14 protein-coding genes are annotated in these 17,256 nt (G+C 71.9%); 7 read left to right on the top strand and 7 right to left on the bottom strand.

Features of this window, described 5'->3' with window-relative positions; genetic code table 11:
• The first annotated feature begins 25 nt into the window (after nucleotides 1–25).
• From AS594_RS12615 to AS594_RS12595, 5 genes are all read left to right on the top strand, one after another.
• Nucleotides 26–778: a GntR family transcriptional regulator gene (locus AS594_RS12615; RefSeq protein ID WP_069932981.1), complete on the top strand. Its 753-nt coding sequence runs from the start codon at nucleotides 26–28 to the stop codon at nucleotides 776–778.
• A gap of 216 nt (nucleotides 779–994) precedes the next feature.
• Nucleotides 995–1,174, top strand: a complete 180-nt coding sequence (locus AS594_RS12610; protein ID WP_069927124.1) for a hypothetical protein — start codon at nucleotides 995–997, stop codon at nucleotides 1,172–1,174.
• 56 nt (nucleotides 1,175–1,230) lie between these two features.
• Nucleotides 1,231–1,650 carry a (deoxy)nucleoside triphosphate pyrophosphohydrolase gene (locus AS594_RS12605; protein ID WP_069932982.1) on the top strand — a complete coding sequence of 140 codons (420 nt, stop codon included), beginning with the start codon at nucleotides 1,231–1,233 and terminating at the stop codon, nucleotides 1,648–1,650.
• A 166-nt stretch (nucleotides 1,651–1,816) separates the two neighbouring features.
• Nucleotides 1,817–2,245, top strand: coding sequence for an ATP-binding protein (locus AS594_RS12600; protein ID WP_069927122.1), 429 nt, complete (start codon nucleotides 1,817–1,819; stop codon nucleotides 2,243–2,245).
• A gap of 199 nt (nucleotides 2,246–2,444) precedes the next feature.
• Nucleotides 2,445–5,048 carry a SpoIIE family protein phosphatase gene (locus AS594_RS12595; RefSeq protein ID WP_420877896.1) on the top strand — a complete coding sequence of 868 codons (2,604 nt, stop codon included), beginning with the start codon at nucleotides 2,445–2,447 and terminating at the stop codon, nucleotides 5,046–5,048.
• Nucleotides 5,049–5,054: 6 nt separating this feature from the next.
• Here the strand turns inward: AS594_RS12595 and AS594_RS12590 are convergent, their stop codons facing one another.
• Nucleotides 5,055–5,765 (bottom strand): PspA/IM30 family protein, encoded by a 711-nt coding sequence (locus AS594_RS12590; protein ID WP_069932984.1) that lies wholly within the window; start codon nucleotides 5,763–5,765, stop codon nucleotides 5,055–5,057.
• Nucleotides 5,766–5,974: 209 nt separating this feature from the next.
• Between AS594_RS12590 and AS594_RS12585 the strand changes: the two genes are divergently transcribed.
• On the top strand, nucleotides 5,975–7,177 hold the full coding sequence (locus AS594_RS12585; protein WP_069932985.1) for an IS110 family RNA-guided transposase: 1,203 nt from the start codon (nucleotides 5,975–5,977) through the stop codon (nucleotides 7,175–7,177).
• A 135-nt stretch (nucleotides 7,178–7,312) separates the two neighbouring features.
• On the opposite strand, the gene AS594_RS12580 is transcribed toward AS594_RS12585, so the two are convergent.
• The 6 genes from AS594_RS12580 to AS594_RS12555 all read right to left on the bottom strand — a co-directional run bounded on the left by AS594_RS12580 (nucleotide 7,313) and on the right by AS594_RS12555 (nucleotide 14,484).
• Complete coding sequence (locus tag AS594_RS12580) at nucleotides 7,313–9,397, bottom strand: TPM domain-containing protein (protein ID WP_069935090.1); 2,085 nt, start codon at nucleotides 9,395–9,397, stop codon at nucleotides 7,313–7,315.
• Between the two features lie 214 nt (nucleotides 9,398–9,611).
• Nucleotides 9,612–10,475: an arylamine N-acetyltransferase family protein gene (locus AS594_RS12575; RefSeq protein ID WP_069935089.1), complete on the bottom strand. Its 864-nt coding sequence runs from the start codon at nucleotides 10,473–10,475 to the stop codon at nucleotides 9,612–9,614.
• 83 nt (nucleotides 10,476–10,558) lie between these two features.
• Nucleotides 10,559–11,329, bottom strand: a complete 771-nt coding sequence (locus AS594_RS12570; protein WP_069932988.1) for a succinate dehydrogenase/fumarate reductase iron-sulfur subunit — start codon at nucleotides 11,327–11,329, stop codon at nucleotides 10,559–10,561.
• Nucleotides 11,329–13,278, bottom strand: a complete 1,950-nt coding sequence (locus AS594_RS12565; RefSeq protein WP_069932989.1) for a fumarate reductase/succinate dehydrogenase flavoprotein subunit — start codon at nucleotides 13,276–13,278, stop codon at nucleotides 11,329–11,331. Before AS594_RS12565 ends, AS594_RS12570 begins: the two co-directional genes overlap by 1 nt.
• 22 nt (nucleotides 13,279–13,300) lie before the next feature.
• Complete coding sequence (locus tag AS594_RS12560; RefSeq protein WP_069927115.1) at nucleotides 13,301–14,128, bottom strand: hypothetical protein; 828 nt, start codon at nucleotides 14,126–14,128, stop codon at nucleotides 13,301–13,303.
• A gap of 62 nt (nucleotides 14,129–14,190) precedes the next feature.
• Nucleotides 14,191–14,484: a hypothetical protein gene (locus AS594_RS12555; protein WP_069927114.1), complete on the bottom strand. Its 294-nt coding sequence runs from the start codon at nucleotides 14,482–14,484 to the stop codon at nucleotides 14,191–14,193.
• Nucleotides 14,485–14,788: 304 nt separating this feature from the next.
• Between AS594_RS12555 and AS594_RS12550 the strand changes: the two genes are divergently transcribed.
• Nucleotides 14,789–17,137, top strand: a complete 2,349-nt coding sequence (locus tag AS594_RS12550) for an ABC transporter family substrate-binding protein (protein ID WP_069927113.1) — start codon at nucleotides 14,789–14,791, stop codon at nucleotides 17,135–17,137.
• Nucleotides 17,138–17,256 lie beyond the last annotated feature (119 nt).

Below are 17,256 nucleotides of genomic sequence, written 5' to 3'. Positions count from 1 at the left end.
TCTGTCAACCTGATGGGAGTGGCGAGTGACATTCGGTGAGCAGCCGGCCTATCTGCGCGTCGCGGGCGATCTACGGCAGAAGATCGTCGACGGTTCCCTGCCACCCCACACCCGGCTCCCGTCGCAGGCCCGCATCCGTCAGGAGTACGGCGTCTCCGACACCGTGGCGCTGGAGGCCCGCAAGGTCCTGATGGCCGAGGGGCTGGTCGAGGGCCGCTCCGGCTCCGGCACGTACGTACGGGAGCAGCCCGTTCCGCGCCGCGTCTCCCGTGGAGGTTACCGGGGCTCCGTACCCTCGACGCCGTTCCGGCAAGAGCAGTCCGAGGCCGGCGCGCGCGGTACGTGGGAGTCCAGCAGCGAGCAGGAGGAGGCGACTTCGTCCATCGCCAAGCGGCTCGGCATCCAGGAGGGCGACCGGGTGATGCGCACCCGGTACGTCTTCAGGGACGCGGGGGAGCCGATGATGCTCTCCACCTCCTGGGAGCCCCTTGCCGTGACGGGGCGTACGCCGGTGATGCTCCCCGAGGAGGGACCGCTGGCCGGCTGCGGTGTCGTCGAGCGGATGGCGGCCATCGACATCGTCGTGGACAACGTGGTGGAGGAGGTCGGCGCGCGGCCCGGGCTCGCGGAGGAACTGCTGAGGCTCGGCGGCGTACCAGGACACAGTGTGCTGGTCATCGAGCGGACGTACTACGCGTCGGGGATGGCGGTCGAGACGGCCGACGTGGTGGTGCCGGCCGACCGGTACCGGATCACGTACCACTTGCCCGTGAAATGACGGCTGCGCGGACGCGGTCGGCCGCCGCTCATCCGCCCGCAGCGGGGGGCGCACGCTTCGGAGTGCGCCCCCTTTCGCGTGGCTGGATGCGTACCTCTTTGTGTAAAGACGTATCCGCTGAGTAAAGGTCAGGCGTACGCTCGGGCATATGCGGATTGCGGTTTCCTGGAGATCCTTATCGTTAGAGGCGAGCGGGCCGGCGGACGGAGGCGCACGATGACCGACAGCGGTGCTGTGCTTCCCTGGCTGGTGATACGGCAGGACGACAACGGCAACCGCTATCGCGTCGGCCGGTACGCGACGCGGGCCGAGGCGCAGAAGATCGCCGACAGCTTCGACGACCGCGGTCACAAGCAGCTCTACTGGGTGGAGCGGCTGGGCCAGAGCGTGCAGTAGGCGCGGACGAGGGTGCCCGTGCGGGCGCCGTCCCCATACGCCCGTAGGCTCGCGCCATGACTGATCGTGTCGTCGTGGTGGGTGCGGCCGTGTTCGACGAGGGCCGGCTGCTGGCCGCGCGCCGCAGCGCGCCTCCGGAACTGGCCGGCCGCTGGGAGCTGCCCGGGGGCAAGGTGGAGCCCGGTGAGACCCCGGAGGAGGCGCTCGTGCGCGAACTGCGCGAAGAGCTGGGCGTCGAGACCGACGTGCTGGACCGCATTCCCGGCGAGTGGCCGCTGAAGCCCGGCTATGTCCTCCAGGTGTGGACCGCCCGGCTGCTGTCCGGCACCCCCCGCCCCCTCCAGGACCACGACGACCTGCGCTGGCTGCGGCCGGGCGAGGCGGACACCGTCGACTGGCTCCCCCAGGACCGCCCGGCCGTCGCCGAGGCGGTACGCCGCCTGAGCGCCCTTCCGGGGCCCGCCGCACAGGGCTGAGAGGGCCCCGGACCGGGCCTGCCGGCCACGGCGTGCGGATACGGCCCGTACGCCGTTCGTGCCACCGTGCTTCCGCGTCTGCGATAGCCGGGACCCTAAATCGGGTATGTGCTGATTAACCCCCCGAAAAAGGACGCGGGTTTGCGGCTGGTCTGGGATCTGGGATGTGGTCGGCGTGATCGACACCGACGGCGACTGCGCCGAATGGACGTTCCCTGCTGAACCCGATGCCGTCCGCAGCGCCCGCCACGCCGTCCGCGAGGCGCTGCGCGCCTGGGGCCTGCTCGACACGGTCGGCGATGTCACGGTGCTGCTGGTCAGTGAGCTGGTGACCAATTCCTTGCGGTACGCCTCCGGGCCGATCGGCGTCCGCCTCCTGCGCCCCGACGCCGGCAGTCGTCCGCCGGGCGCGCGCCCCGTACTGGTGGTCGAAGTCTCGGACCCCCTTCCGGATCCGCCCCTGGAACGGGTCGCGGACGCCGATGACGAGGGAGGACGCGGTTTGCAGCTGGTTGCCTGCTCCGCCCGGCGGTGGGGCACCCGCCGCGGCAGAACGGGCAAGACCGTGTGGTTCGAGCTGGCTCTCCCTGGTTAGAAGAGTCAAGGGACAACGATCACCTCACGCCTTTCCTCCGTGGATTCCCGCGGCCGAAAAGGAACGAGACCGTGCTGTGATCGTGAACGCCGTGCCGGTTGCGGCCGTAGTGCTGAATACTGCGGGAAGGACCGGTCCGGTGCGTTGAGCTGGAGGGGACGGTCGCGTGAACGAGATACCAGCGGCAGCGGGCGAAGTGATGTGGCAGAACAGCCCGCCCGGCTCGATCTACGACTACATAAGAGTCGCGTCCTTCTCGATCGGCCCGAGCGGGCTGGTGGAGCAGTGGAGCAGGCGCGCCGAGGAACTGTTCGGCCTGCCCGCGTCCGATGTCGTCGGCAAGGATCCGGTCGAGGCGTTCATGCCGCCCGAGCTGCGGGTACGCGGCCGTCGCCGGCTCTCCGAGATCCTCGACGGCAGGGAGTGGACGGGCTTCGTCCCCTTCCGGATGCCCGACCGCACAGGCGGCCCGGGCGTCGTGGACCGCGACGACCGCGACGGCGGTGCGGGGCGGGAGGGCCGCGAAGGACACGAGGGCCGTGCGGCCGACGGGGCACGCGGCGCGCACGGCGTCGCCGAGATCTATGTGATGCCCAGCGCCACGGCCGACGGCGAACGGGCCGCGCTCTGCCTGGTCGTCGACGTCCGGGCCATACGCCGGATCGAGACGGACCTCGCTGCCTCGCAGGCCATTTTTGGCCAATCTCCCTTCGGCTTCCTGCTGTTCGGTACGGACTTCACCGTCCAACGGGCCAACAAGCGCTTCGCCACCGTCTTCGGCGGCGCCATGGAGGACCACCGGGGCCGCACCGTGTACGACTACCTCACCCGGAGCGAGGCGGACCGTATGACCGCCGCCCTGGGGCGGGTCCTGGAGACCGGTGAGGCCGTCACGGACATGCAGATCGTCGGCACCGCGCCCGGCGAGACCGAGCGCAGGCACTGGTCGGTCAACCTCTACCGGGTGCACAGCGGCTCCGGCCGCCCCATCGGCGTCGCCGGGCTCGCCACCGATGTGACCCGCCGTCATGTCGCCGCGCGCGAAGCCGCCGACGCCCGCCGCAACCTCGCCCTGCTGAACGAGGCCGGCGCCCGCATAGGCAACTCCCTCGACCTGGAGACCACCGCCCGCGAACTCCTCGACGTAGCCGTCCCCGGCTTCTGCGACCTCGCGTCCGTCGACCTCTACCAGGGCCTCCTGGCCGGTGACGAGGCCCCGCCGGGCCGGGCCGACGGCAGCGCCGAGCTGCGCCGCGTAGCCTTCGCCAGCGCCGTCTCCGACGGCCCGCTGTCCGCCCCCGGAGGTGTGGCGGACGGCAACGAGCCGGCGCCCACCGAAGTGGGCGCCGTACACCGTTTCCCGTTCAACTCGCCCTGCGCCGGCGCTCTGCGGACCGGGCGCGTCCAGGCGGTGCCGGGCGAGGACGGCAGCCTCGTCCACACCACCCTCGCCGTGCCGATGGTCGCCCACGACACCGTGGTCGGCCTCGCCCAGTTCTCCCGTACGAAGGGCAGCGAGCCCTTCGGGGAGCGCGACTGGGCGCTCGCCACCGAGCTCGCGGCCCGCGCCGCCGTCTGCATCGACAACGCCCGCCTCTACCGGCGCGAGCACGAACGCGCCCTGATCCTCCAGCGCAGCCTGCTGCCGCCCGGCGACCCCGAGGCCGCCGGGCTCGACATCGCCTGCCGCTACCTCCCCGGCAACACCGCGACCGAGGTGGGCGGCGACTGGTTCGACGTCATCGAACTGCCCGGACACCGCACGGCCCTGGTCGTCGGCGACGTCATGGGACGCGGCCTGCGCGCCGCCGTAGCCATGGGAGAACTCCGTACGGCCGTAAGGACCCTGGCACTGCTCGACCTCGAACCCGCCGAAGTCCTCTCCGCCCTTGACGAGATCGCGCGCGGTCTCGGCACGCCCAGCGGCGCGCAGCACGCCTCCCGCGCCTCCCACCGGGCGCGGGAGGCCGACCTGTCGGAGGTCTACCTGGCGACCTGTGTGTACGCCGTCTACGACCCGGTCACCCGCCGCTGTACGTTCGCCAACGCCGGCCACCTGCCGCCCGTCCTGGTCGAACCGGGCGAGGAGGCGCTGCTGCTCGACGTGCCGCCGGGGATGCCGCTCGGCGTCGGCGGGGAGCCGTTCGAGGAGGTCGAGGTCGAGGTGCCGGAGGGGGCGCTGCTGGCGCTCTACACCGACGGGCTCGTCGAGTCGCGCGACCACCCCCTGGACGAGGGGCTGATGGCCTTCCGTGCCGCGCTCGCCGATCCGGTGCGCCCCCTGGAAGACGTCTGCGACCACGTACTGAACACGCTCGACACCCGGCACGGCGAGGACGACATCGCCCTGCTCATGGCCCGCATCCAGGGGATGCCCGCCGAGTCGGTGGGCGACTGGTCGCTGCCGCGCGAGCCGCGCTCGGTCGGCCGGGCGCGGGAACTGGCCCGGGGGCAGCTGGTCACCTGGGGGCTCGAAGACCTGGTGGACACCACGGAACTGCTGGTCAGCGAGCTCGTCACCAATGCGCTCCGGTACGGCGAGGGCGACATCAGGCTCCGGCTGCTCCTCGACCGTACGCTCGTGTGCGAGGTGTGGGACGCGGGGCTCGTGCAGCCGCGCCGGCGCCGCGCCCGCGACACCGACGAGGGCGGGCGCGGGCTCCAGCTGGTGGGACTGCTCAGCGCCGCGTGGGGGTCGCGGCGCACCCCTCGCGGGAAGACGGTGTGGTTCGAACTCGCGCTGCCGACGGGGGAGGCGGAGAAGGCCGAGCTCAGTGTCGATCAGCTGCTGAGCCTCTTCTGACACCCGTCACCGGGTCTTCATGGCGGCCAGCCTGGCCTCGATCTCGGCGTCGTCGCCCAGGCTGTCCAGCTGCTCGAACTGGGCGTCCAGGGACGACGCGGCCAGCTCCTGCTTGCCCATGGCCCGCGCCTCCTCGCGGCGCACCTTCTCCTCGAAGCGGCTGAGCTCGCTCGTCGGGTCCAGGACGTCGATGTTCTTCACGGCGTCCATCATCTGGTTCTGGGCCTGCGCCGACTTGGCGCGCGCCACCAGTTCGTCGCGCTTGGAGGCCAGTTCGGAGAGCTTGGTCTTCATCTGGACGAGACCGGCCTTGAGCTTGTCGACGACCTCCGTCTGCAGGGCGATGACCGGCTCGGCGGCCTTCGCCTCCTTCTCGGAGCGGAGCTGGCGCTGGAGCGCGACCTTAGCGAGGTTGTCGAACCTGTCGGCCTCCGCTGCCGGCCCGGAGCCGCGCATCTCGTCGGCCTTCCTGCTGGCGGCGAGCGCCTTGACGCCCCACTCCCTGGCCGCCTCGACGTCCTCCTTGTGATCCAGCTCCAGGAGCCGGAGGTTGCCGATGGTGGTCGCGACCGCCTCCTCCGCCTCCGCGATGTTGGCCGTGTAGTCGCGGATCAGCTGGTCCAGCATCTTCTGCGGGTCCTCGGCCTGGTCGAGGAGGGCGTTGATGTTGGCCCTCGCGAGCTGGGTCACGCGGCCGAGGATGGTCTGCTTCGTCATCCGTGTCCTTAAGAATGTTGGGCGGTCCGGGAGGACCGGGCGTGGCTGATGCGTTGTTGCCGTTGATGGCTCCAGGAGAATGGCCACCCGGTCCTCCGGGACGCTCCGACTGCTGATTGAGAACTGCGGGCATCGCTGGTTAAGGACCTGTCGGCGGAGTGTTCTTCGGGCCGTGGAAGTGCTGGTCACGGAGGAATGGAGCGACGCGGTTGACCACCCGGCACGCGCGGATATGGGTCGGCATCGACGCCGGCAAGGGCCACCACTGGGCGGTGGCGGTGGACACCGGCGGCGAGACACTGTTCTCGACGAAGGTGCTCAACGACGAGGCTCAGATCCTGACTCTGATCGACACGGCACGCGAGAAGGCCGACGAGGTGCGGTGGGCGGTGGACATCCCCGGCCGGGCCTCCGCCCTGCTGCTGGCCTTGCTCATCGCGCACGGCCAGCAGGTCGTCTACATTCCCGGCCGCACCGTCAACCGGATGACCGGCGCCTACCGCGGCGAGGGCAAGACCGATGCCAAGGATGCCCTGGTCATCGCCGACCAGGCCCGCATGCGCCGCGACTTCGCTCCGATCGAGACCCCGCCGGAGCTGGTCTCCACGCTGCAGCTGCTGACCGGCTACCGGCGTGACCTGATCGCCGACCGGGTCCGGCTGATCAACCGGCTGCGCGACCTGCTGGTCGGCATCTGCCCCGCGCTGGAGCGGGCCTTCGACTACTCCGCCGCCAAGGGCCCGGTGCTCATGCTGACCGAGTACCAGACCCCGGCCGCACTGCGCCGGATCGGCGTCAAGCGGCTGACCACCTGGCTGGAGCGACGCAAGGTCCGTGGCGCCGGAGAACTCGCGGCCAAGGCCGTCGAGGCCGCCCAGTCCCAGCTCACCGCCCTGCCCGGCGAGAAGCGGGCGGCCAAGCTGGTCTGCGACCTCGCCCACCAGCTCCTGGCACTGGACGAGCGGATCAAGGACAACGACCGAGAGATCCGCGAGGCCTTCCGCCTCGACGAGCGTGCCGAGATCATCGAATCGATGCCCGGCATGGGCCCGATACTGGGCGCCGAGTTCGTCGCCATCGTCGGCGACCTGTCCGGCTACCGCGACGCCGGCCGCCTCGCCTCCCACGCGGGCCTGGGACCGGTCCCGCGCGACTCCGGCCGCAGAACCGGCAACTACCACCGGCCCAAACGCTACAACCGGCGCCTGCGCTGGCTTTTCTACATGTCCGCGCAGTCCGCGATGATGCGGCCGGGCCCGTCGCGGGACTACTACCTCAAGAAACGCGCCGAGGGGCTGATCCACACTCAGGCACTGCTCGCACTCGCCCGCCGACGAGTCGACGTCCTGTGGGCGATGCTGCGTGACAAGAGGCTGTTCACCTCCGTCCCACCAGTCACGCAGACGGCTTGACTTCGTCATTGAGATTCTCCTTGGTCGTGAGGTGTACGGCCGGGTCGTGAGGTGTACGGCCGGGCGTGAGGTGCACGGTCGGGTGGGAAGGTGTACGGCCGGTCGGAAGGTGTACGGGCCTGTGGGTGCGCGGGGTCAGAAGCGGCCGCCGCCGCCTCTGCGGCCCCGCGTGCCGCCGCCCCCGAAGCTGCCGGGGCCGCGGCCGAGGCCCCCGCCGCCACTGAAGCCGCCGCCCCCGCCGAAGCCGCCGCCCCGGCCGCCGCCGAGGATGCCGCCGAGCAGGATGCCGCCGAGCACGGCGCCGTTCAGACCGCCGCCGCCCACGCCTCCCACACCGAAGCCTCCGACGCCGCCGCCGAACTGGTCGGCGTACCCGCTCACGTCCTGCTCGGCCAGACTCTGCGCCTGCCGGGCCATCGCGTCCGCCTGCTGCGCCTCGGCGAGCGCGCTCGGCGCGTCGGAAGCCGCCAGCGCCGCGGACCGTTCGAGGTGCCGCTGCGCCTCCGCGAGGCGGGTGCGGGCCTGGCTGCCGACCCCGCCCCGGTTCGTCGCGATGTAGCCGGCGGCCGCGCCGATCGACGAACGGGCGGCGAACGTCGCCTGGTCGAGCAGCGCGCGTGCCCGCCGCGCCGCCGTCTCGCGCTCGCGCGCCCCCGCCAGGGCCTCGTCCAGTACCGCGTCGGCCTCCTCGACGCGGCGCAGGGCGTCGATCGGGTCGTACCGCCCCGCCTGCTTCTCCTGCCGCACGCCGGCGACGACCGACTCGGCGCGGGCGATGCGCCCCCGGAGGTCCGCCGTCGCCCCGCCGCCCTCCAGGAGCCCCCGCGCGTCGGCGAGGTCCGTCTCGGTCTCCGTCAGCGCGCCGGGCAGTCTGCCCGCCGCCTCGGCGAGTTCGCGCGCGCGGCGGTCCACGGCGTCGACGAGCGTGGCCGCCTGGCCGACGGCGCCCTCGGCCGCCCGCACGAACACGGCCGCCTTGCCCGTGTCGCCCGCGTCCACGGCCTGGCGTGCCTCGGTGAGGCTGGTGGTCGCGAAGGCGAGGCGGTCCTTGGCCTGCTCGGCGTGGCCGGCGACGGGAGCGGCGGCGGAGTCGGCGTACCTGTGCCGCATGGCGGCCAGCACGGCTTCGGCCGTGCTCGTACGCCCGACGAGGTCGCGGAAGGCCGCTTCGGCGGCGGCGAGCGCCTGCGGGGCGTTCTGTTCCAGGGCCCGCAGCCGGTCGAAGGAGTCCGACTCGGCGTCGAGCCTGCGGTTGGCGTCGGCGCAGTGGGCGATGATCTCGTCGAGCATGCGCCGGCGGGTGGCGTCGTCCTCCGGGTGGGCGTCGTCGAGCTGCTGGCACAGCCGGAAGGCGACGGTCAGTTCGCTCTTCGCGTGCGCGAGTGCCTCGGCGAAGGGCCGGGCCGCCTCCTCGCCGAACTGGGCGGAGGCGAAACCCAGTTCCTCCTCGCTCGTGTGGATCGCGTCGTCCGCCCCGACGAGTTCGCGCCTGGCCCGCGCGTCGAGTTCCGACAGCGGCGTCTGCGGCTCCTGGGCATTCCGGGCGTGCCGTCCCGGGGTGGTGCGGGTGGTGGCGCGCCGTCTGCGCCGGACGTACGTGTAGGCAGCCAGCGCACCGGCCGCGCCCACCAGGACCACCGGAAGCACCAGGTCGCCCGCGCCGCTCACGCCGTCGTCCGGGCCGGCGCCGGGATCGGCGGGGCCCGGGGTGATGTCGGGCACCGGTACGGGCTCGCCGGCGAGCACGGCGGCGAAACCGTTCGCCGCGCCGATCGCCGCGCCCGCCCAGTCGTTCGCCCGCAGCGCGGGCTCGACGGCGGTCCTGGCGACGTCGTCGAGCTCGGCGTCGGTGAGGCGTGATTCCTGGTCGACGGAGTAGGCGTACTGCCGGTCGTGAGTGGCGACGGCGAGCAGCGCGTCGTCGCGGCCGAGGCCGTTGCGCTCCGCGGTGTCGTCGGCCCAGCTCTGCGCCGATCTCCCGGAGAAGTCACGGACGTACGCGACGAAGAGCTGGACGCGGCGGGTGTCGTAGAGCCGGTCGAGTGCCTCTTCGACGGCGTTGTCGCGGTCGCCGAGGGCGCCCACCCTGTCGGTGATCTGGCCGTCGCGGGAGAGGCCGATGGGGTCTTCGGCGCGGGCGCCCCCAGCGGCGGGCAGGGCGAGACAGCATGCGGCCAGCAGTGTGCCGAGGAAGGCCCGGGCGGCGGCGGTTCGCGTCACGTTTGTGAGGCTATGTCCGTGCTGCGCGGCCCGCGAGCGGAGGGCCGGGCGGTGCCCTGCGGGGCTCGTACGCCGACCCGACCCCGACCCGGCCCGACCCGACCCCGGCCCCGATCCGGCCCCGATCCGACCCCGGCTCGACCCTGACCCGAGCCCGCCCAGCCCAGCCCCGCCCCGCCCCTTCCCGGACCGGGGCCGCGCCGTGGCCCCCGCGTCAGACCAGCTTGGTCAGCAGCAGGTCCGCGTCGTCCGGGGTCAGGTCGATCCCGAACACGTCCGACAGGACCTTCGGTACCTCGTGCGGCTCCAGCTCCCGCACCTCCGGTCCGCCGGCCGCCCCCGGCCGCACCGTCGTCATCGTGCGGTTGTCCAGGAGGTGCAGCCGGTCCGGGTGCACCCGCTGGACGAAGGGGCGGGAGCTGAACGGCGAGTGCGGGCTCGTCGCGATGAAGTGGTTCGCCGTACGGAAGTCGACCGGGTACTGCGGGTCGAGCGTGAAGGTGTGCCGCGCCATCCACCCGTCACCGGTGTCGTCGCTCTCGCCCTCCCGCCCGCCCGTCGGCTGGTAGAGCGTCCACCCGTCCGCGCCCGGCGTGACCTCCCCGCGCCGCAGCCGGTACGCCCACACGCCGTCCGTCGTCTCGCTGCCCCCGGGGCCGTCCACCAGCTCGACCGGCTCCAGCGGGCTCGCCCCGAAACCGATGTCGCTCAGCCACCGCCGCCCGTCGATCTCCACGATCAGCATCGCGTGCGTCGTCGGGAGCATCTTCGGCGCGCCCATCCTGATCCGGCCCAGCACCGCGAAGAACGTGAAGCCGAGCCGCTCCAGAGCGGCGGCGTACAGGGAGGCGTGTTCGAAGCAGTAGCCGCCGCGCGGGCTGCGTATCAGTTTGTTCTCCAGCGTGGCGAGGTCGAGCGGCACGTCCCCGCGCAGCACCGCGTCCAGGTTCTCCCAGCGCACGCCCAGCACGTGCGCGCGGTGCAGCGCGCGCAGCGTCTCCAGCGTGGGGGAGCGGTCCCCCTCGTACCCCACGTGTGCCAGGTAGGCGTCCAGATCGAGTGCGTCACCGTTCCACATGCGTACGTTCCCCGTCGTCTCGTCCGTCGACGCGCGCCGCCCTCCGGCGGCGTGCGACTGGTGAAGCGAGGGGTGCGGGGCCTCTATTCCGTACGCCGGAAGATCTTGTCGCCCAGCCAGACCAGCGGGTCGTACTTGCGGTCGGCCGCCCGCTCCTTCAGGGGGATCAGCGCGTTGTCGGTGATCTTGATGTTCTCGGGGCAGACCTCCGTGCAGCACTTGGTGATGTTGCAGTAGCCGAGCCCGTGCTCGTCCTGCGCGGTCTTCTTGCGGTCGACGCCGGCCCCGGCGGCGGCGTCCAGCGGATGCATGTCCAGCTCGGCGATCCGCATCAGGAAGCGCGGCCCCGCGAAGGACGCCTTGTTCTCCTCGTGGTCGCGCACCACGTGGCAGGTGTCCTGGCACAGGAAGCACTCGATGCACTTGCGGAACTCCTGCGGACGCTCCACGTCGATCTGCTGCATCCGGTAGTCACCCGCCGCGACCCCCGGAGGCGGAACGAACGCCGGCACCTCCTGCGCCTTCGCGTAGTTGAACGACACGTCCGTCACCAGGTCGCGTACGACGGGAAACGCCCGCAGCGGCGTGACGGTGATCGTCTCCTCGCGCGAGAAGACCGACATCCGCGTCATGCACAGCAGCCGCGGCCGCCCGTTGATCTCCGCACTGCACGAACCGCACTTGCCCGCCTTGCAGTTCCACCGCACGGCCAGATCCGACGCCTGCGTGGCCTGGAGGCGGTGGATGATGTCGAGGACGACCTCGCCCTCGTTCACCTCGACCCGGAAGTCCTCCAGGGCGCCGCCGTCCGCGTCGCCGCGCCAGACCCTGAAGGCCGCCGTGTAGCTGCTCATCAGTGGAGCTCCTCTTCGGCGAGGTACTTGACCAGCTCTTCCTTCTCGAAGAGGCCGAGCAGGTCGGGGCGGATGGGCTCGGTGGTCTCCCGTACGAGCGAGATCCGGCCCTGCACCGGATCGGCCGGCACCGTGCTGCCCGGCACGTCCGTCAGCCGGCAGAGCAGGTTGACCCGGCGCCAGGCCCGTTCCATGGCCGGGCAGTCCTCGCGGGTGTGGCCGCCCCGGCTCTCGGTACGCTCCAGCGCCGCCCGGGCCACGCACTCGCTGACCAGCAGCATGTTCCGCAGGTCCAGCGCGAGGTGCCAGCCCGGGTTGAACTGGCGGTGGCCCTCGACCCCGGCCCGCCATGCCCGTACCCGCAGGTCGGCCAGCTTCTCCAGGGCCTGCTTCATCTCCGGCTCGCGCCTGATGATGCCGACCAGGTCGTTCATCGTCTGCTGGAGTTCCTGGTGGAGCGTGTACGGGTTCTCGGGCGGGCCGCCGCCCGCCTCCCCCGGCCCCGGGCCCTCCGCGCTGAAGGGGCGCAGCGCCTCGGCCGCCGCCGCGTCCACCTGGGCGGAGTCCGGCCGGGGACGCGCGGCCGGCTCGCCCAACCCGATGGCGTACTGCGCCGCGTGCAGCCCGGCCCGGCGCCCGAAGACCAGCAGGTCGGAGAGCGAGTTGCCGCCGAGCCGGTTGGACCCGTGCATGCCGCCGGCCACCTCGCCCGCCGCGTACAGGCCGGGGACGCCCCGGGTGGCGGCGGTGTCGGAGTCGACGGCGATGCCGCCCATCACGTAGTGGCAGGTCGGGCCGACCTCCATCGCCTCGGCGGTGATGTCGACGTCCGCCAGCTCCTTGAACTGGTGGTACATCGAGGGCAGCCGGCGCCGGATGGTCTCGGCCGGCATCCGCGTCGACACGTCGAGGAAGACGCCGCCGTGCGGGGAGCCGCGCCCGGCCTTGACCTCGGAGTTGATGGCGCGCGCGACCTCGTCGCGGGGGAGCAGCTCGGGGGGACGCCGGTTGTTGTCCGGGTCCTCGTACCAGCGGTCGCCCTCCTCCTCGGACTGCGCGTACTTCTCCATGAAGACGTCCGGGATGTAGTCGAACATGAACCGCTTGCCGTCGGAGTTGCGCAGCACACCGCCGTCGCCGCGCACCGACTCGGTGACGAGGATGCCCTTCACTGACGGCGGCCAGACCATGCCGGTCGGGTGGAACTGCACGAACTCCATGTTGAGCAGCGGCGCGCCCGCGAGGAGCGCCAGCGCGTGGCCGTCGCCCGTGTACTCCCACGAGTTCGACGTCACCTTGAAGGACTTGCCGATGCCGCCGGTGGCGAGGACGACTGCCGGCGCCTCCAGGACGAAGAAGCGGCCGGACTCGCGCTCGTAGCAGAAGGTCCCGGCGACCCGGTCCTCGGCGTCCTTCAGGACGCGGGTGACCGTGCACTCCTGGAAGACCTTCAACCGGGCCTCGTAGTCGCCGAACTCGCGGAAGTCCTCCTGCTGGAGCGCGACGATCTTCTGCTGGAGCGTGCGGATCAGCTCCAGGCCGGTCCGGTCACCGACGTGCGCCAGACGCGGGTACTCGTGCCCGCCGAAGTTGCGCTGCGAGATCCTCCCGTCCGGCGTACGGTCGAACAGCGCGCCCCAGGTCTCCAGCTCCCACACCCGGTCGGGTGCCTCGCGCGCGTGCAGCTCCGCCATCCGCCACTGGTTGAGGAACTTGCCGCCGCGCATGGTGTCGCGGAAGTGGACCTGCCAGTTGTCGCCGGAGTTCACGTTGCCCATGGACGCGGCGATGCCGCCCTCGGCCATCACCGTGTGGGCCTTGCCGAAGAGCGACTTGCAGATGACGGCCGTACGGGCGCCCTGCTCCCGCGCCTCGATGGCGGCGCGCAGTCCGGCGCCGCCCGCGCCGACCACGACGACGTCCCACGCCTGCTGTTCGAGCTGCGTCATCAAACACCCTTCATTCAGTCGTCTAGAACAGCCGCGGGTCGTCGAAGACGCCGGACGCCACCAGGTAGACGTAGAAGTCCGCGAGGGCGACGCTGATCAGCGAGGCCCAGGCGAGCTGCATGTGGCGGGCGTTGAGCTTCCCGACCCAGCCCCACAGCCGGTAGCGCACCGGGTGCTTGGAGAAGTGCCTGAGCCGGCCGCCGACGATGTGCCGGCAGGAGTGGCAGGAGAAGGTGTACGCCCAGATCAGCACGATGTTGACCAGGAAGACGATCGTGCCCAGACCCATGTGGCCCCACGCGTACGTCTCGTCGCGGAAGGCGAGCACGGTGTCGTACGTGAGGATGCCGGCGACGGGGACGGCGGCGTAGAAGAAGTACCGGTGGATGTTCTGGAGGATCAGCGGGAAGCGCGTCTCGCCGGTGTACGTCTTGTGCGCTTCGGCGACCGCGCAGGCCGGGGGCGAGGCCCAGAAACTCCGGTAGTAGGCCTTGCGGTAGTAGTAGCAGGTCAGCCGGAAGCCGAGCGGGAAGATCAGGATGAGCAGGGCGGGGGACAGCCCCCACCAGCTTCCGAAGATCTCCCAGTTGGGTCCGCCCTTCATCGGTACGCAGTTCTCCGCCAGGCACGGCGAGTAGAACGGCGAGACGTAGGGCGCCGCGTAGTAGTCGGCGTTCGCGAAGGCCCGCCAGGTCGAGTAGACGATGAAGGCGAGCAGCCCGGCGGCGGTCCCCGCGGGGGCCAGCCACCAGCGGTCCGTACGCAGATGCCGGGCGGTGATCGCGGCGCGTGAGGCGTCGTGGACGCCGTGGTCGCCCGTGCGGGGCTGGGGTTCTGTGCCAGTGGCCAACGGGGACTCCGTATGGAGCGGCAGTCGGGACAGGGCGGGTGCCGGGAGGCCGTGCGTACCCGCTAGGGCGCGTGCCGGTCCCGTGCGCCGAGGCCCTCGTCGTCCGAGTCGGTCCACAGCGCGCTGTTGTACGGGTCGTCCGAGATGGCCACCAGGTCGGGGCGCTTCTCGGGCCGGCGCAGGGTGGGAGCGGCCTCGCTCAGCAGGGCCAGGCTCTCGCGGAGGTGGCCGGCGTCGGTGCGCACCCGCCTGATCTCCAGGCTGCCGCCGCCGACCTGCTGCTCCAGCCGTTCCACCGACTGGACCAGGCTGTCGAGGCAGCGCTGAACCGCTGCCAGCTCGTCTTGCAGGGACATGTGGTGCCCTCATTTCCACGGTGGCGCGTGGTAACGCTCATGCGCCTGCGAGTGTCGCGCGTCACGTCCCCACTTGTGAAGGGATGTGCAGCGATTCTCGGCGCGCGGCCCCTCGTGCGCCCCCTTCTGTTGGGCCGCACGGGTGGGGTTCGGGAGGTTTGCCGCCGTGTCGCCGACGGCTCACGCGCGGGGTCCTTTTCAGTTGGGGGGTAATAGATGTGATCACCATCATATGCCGCCATAAGTGAAAAACCGGGCCCATTTCGACAGGGGATGGGCCGGGCCGGCCCTGGAGGTACCAGCCATGTCCCACGTCGGCGTCCCACGCGGGGAGGCAGCCCCGGTGAACCACCGCACGCCTCAGCGAGCGCGAGCGGCCCGCTGTCTCGCGCTCGTCACCGCCGGTGTGCTTGGGCTGCCCGCCCTGGCGGGCTGCTCGTCGGGCGACGACGACACGCAGGGGGTGACGGCCCCCCAGGACATCGCCCCGGCCGGGCGCGAGCAGGTCGCCGACGGCGGCACCGTGCGCTGGGCCGTCGACACGACGCCCGCCACTCTCAACGCCTTCCAGGCCGACGCGGACGCCGCCACGAGACGGATCGCGGGCGCCGTGCTCCCGTCGCTGTTCACGCTCGACGCGCGCGGCCGCCCGCAGCGCAACGCCGACTACCTGGAGTCCGCCGAGATCGTCGAGCGCGAGCCCAAGCAGGTCGTGCTCTACAAGCTGAACCAGCAGGCCGTGTGGAGCGACGGCCGGGAGATCGGGGCCCCCGACTTCGTGGCGCAGTGGCGCGCCCTCAACGGCCGGGACACGGCGTACTGGACCGCCCGCAACGCCGGCTACGAGCGCATCCAGAAGATCGAGCGCGGCGCCAGCGACCTGGAGGTCCGCGTCACCTTCGCCAAGCCCTACGCGGACTGGCGCTCGCTCTTCACGCCGCTCTACCCGAAGAGCGTCATGGGCAGCCCCAATGCCTTCAACGACGGGGCCCGCGGCAAGCTCAACGCGACGGCGGGCCCCTTCGCGCTCAAGGAGCTGGACCGCGCCGGCGGCAAGGCCACGCTGGAGCGCAACCCCCGCTGGTGGGGGCAGCCCTCCAAGCTCGACACGCTCGTCCTGCGCACCGTGACGCGCGACAAGCGCGCCGCCGCCCTCGCCGCCGGTGAGCTCGACATCGCGGACATCGGCCGCGGCACCGCCGACCGCGTCGCCCTGGCCGCCCGGGACAAGGGCGCGAAGGGCCAGCAGCTGAACCACGGCCCGGGCGCCACGGTCACGCCGGCCTCCGCGCTCAGATCCTGGGCACTCGCCCACGGCTCGTCCGAGGAACTGGCCGCGGCCGAGCAGGAGGCCCGTAAGAAGTCGCGCGAGGCGATCCGCGAGTACGCCGACGAGCAGAGCGCACTGCGCGGCTTCGTCGTCCGCAAATCCCTAGAACCCGCTTACACGCAGCTCGCGCTGAACGGCACGTCCGGCCCCCTCACCGACGACCGGGTGCGCCGCGCCGTCGCCCGGGCCATCGACCGCCGCGAGCTCGCCGAGGCCGTACTGAAGCCCCTCGGCCTGCCCGCCGATCCGCTCGGCAGCCACCTCGCGCTGGCCGGCCAGGAGGCGTACGCCGACAGCAGCGGCGCACTGGGCGACCAGGACACGCAGGCGGCCCAGGCGCTGCTCGCGGACGCGGGCTGGACGCCGGGCGGCGCGGCGACGGCACCCAAGCAGGACGCGGCGAAGGCGGGCAGCGCGGCGGAAAAGAAGGAGAAGAGCAAGCAAAGCCGGGCCGACGAGGGCATGTACATCGTCGGTGACGAGAGCGACGGCGGCAGCGCCGCGGACAGCGCGGCCGGCAGCGACTCCAAGCCCGGCGGCTCCTCCGCCGCGGAATCCGGTACGTACGTCCTGGCCCCGGCGCCCGCCGCGGCCCTCCAGGGCCGGGCGCTGCGCATGCAGGCACGTTTCATCACCTCGAAGAACGGCGAGGCGGGCGCCCGCGCCAAGGACAGCGCCGACGGCAAGAAGAAGGGCGGGGTCGCCGGCGCCTACGCGCCGCTCGGAACCGCCGCCCCAGCCGCGCCCGGCGCCGCGCGCGGGCCTCTCGGCAAGGACGGCAAGGCTCTGACCCTGCGATTCGTACTTCCGGCGGGCCCCGGCTCGGAGTCGCTGCGTACGGTCGGGGAGAAGATCTCGGGGATGCTGGAGCGCGTCGGGGTCCGCACGGAGATGGTCAAGGTCCCCGACGACAGCTACTTCAAGGACCACATCGCCTCCGGCGACTACGACCTCGCCCTCTACTCCTGGCCCGCCACCGCCTACCCGGCCACCGACGCCCGCCCGATCTTCGCCAAGCCGGAGCCGGCCGCCGACGGGTCGCTCGTGGTGGAGCAGAACTACACGCGCGTCGGCACCGACCACATCGACCAGCTCTTCGACCAGGCCATGACGGAACTGGACGAGAAGGCCGCCCGCGACCTGGTGAGACGGGCCGACGCCCGGATCTGGGCGGCGGCCGGGTCCATCCCGCTCTTCCAGCGTCCGGAGCTGGTGGCCGTCAAGCCGGAGATCGTCAACGCCGGTGCCTTCGGTTTCGCAGCCCCGCGCTATCAGGACATCGGCTTCAAGAAGGCCGAAACCCCCAAGCAGGGGAAGAACTAGCAGGTCAGAACCCTCAGGATTGGCTCAATTCCCTTGCCCGCCGGATCCCCGGCGGGCAAGGTGCTGTGTGCCCCTTGACCCGGCGCCGCTCCGCACCCCGACCCCCGCGTGCACGGCGG

The organism is Streptomyces agglomeratus, from assembly GCF_001746415.1.
Lineage (GTDB): Bacteria > Actinomycetota > Actinomycetes > Streptomycetales > Streptomycetaceae > Streptomyces > Streptomyces agglomeratus.
Note: the sequence above shows the minus strand (reverse complement) of the source record. Positions and strands in the feature narration are given on the sequence as shown.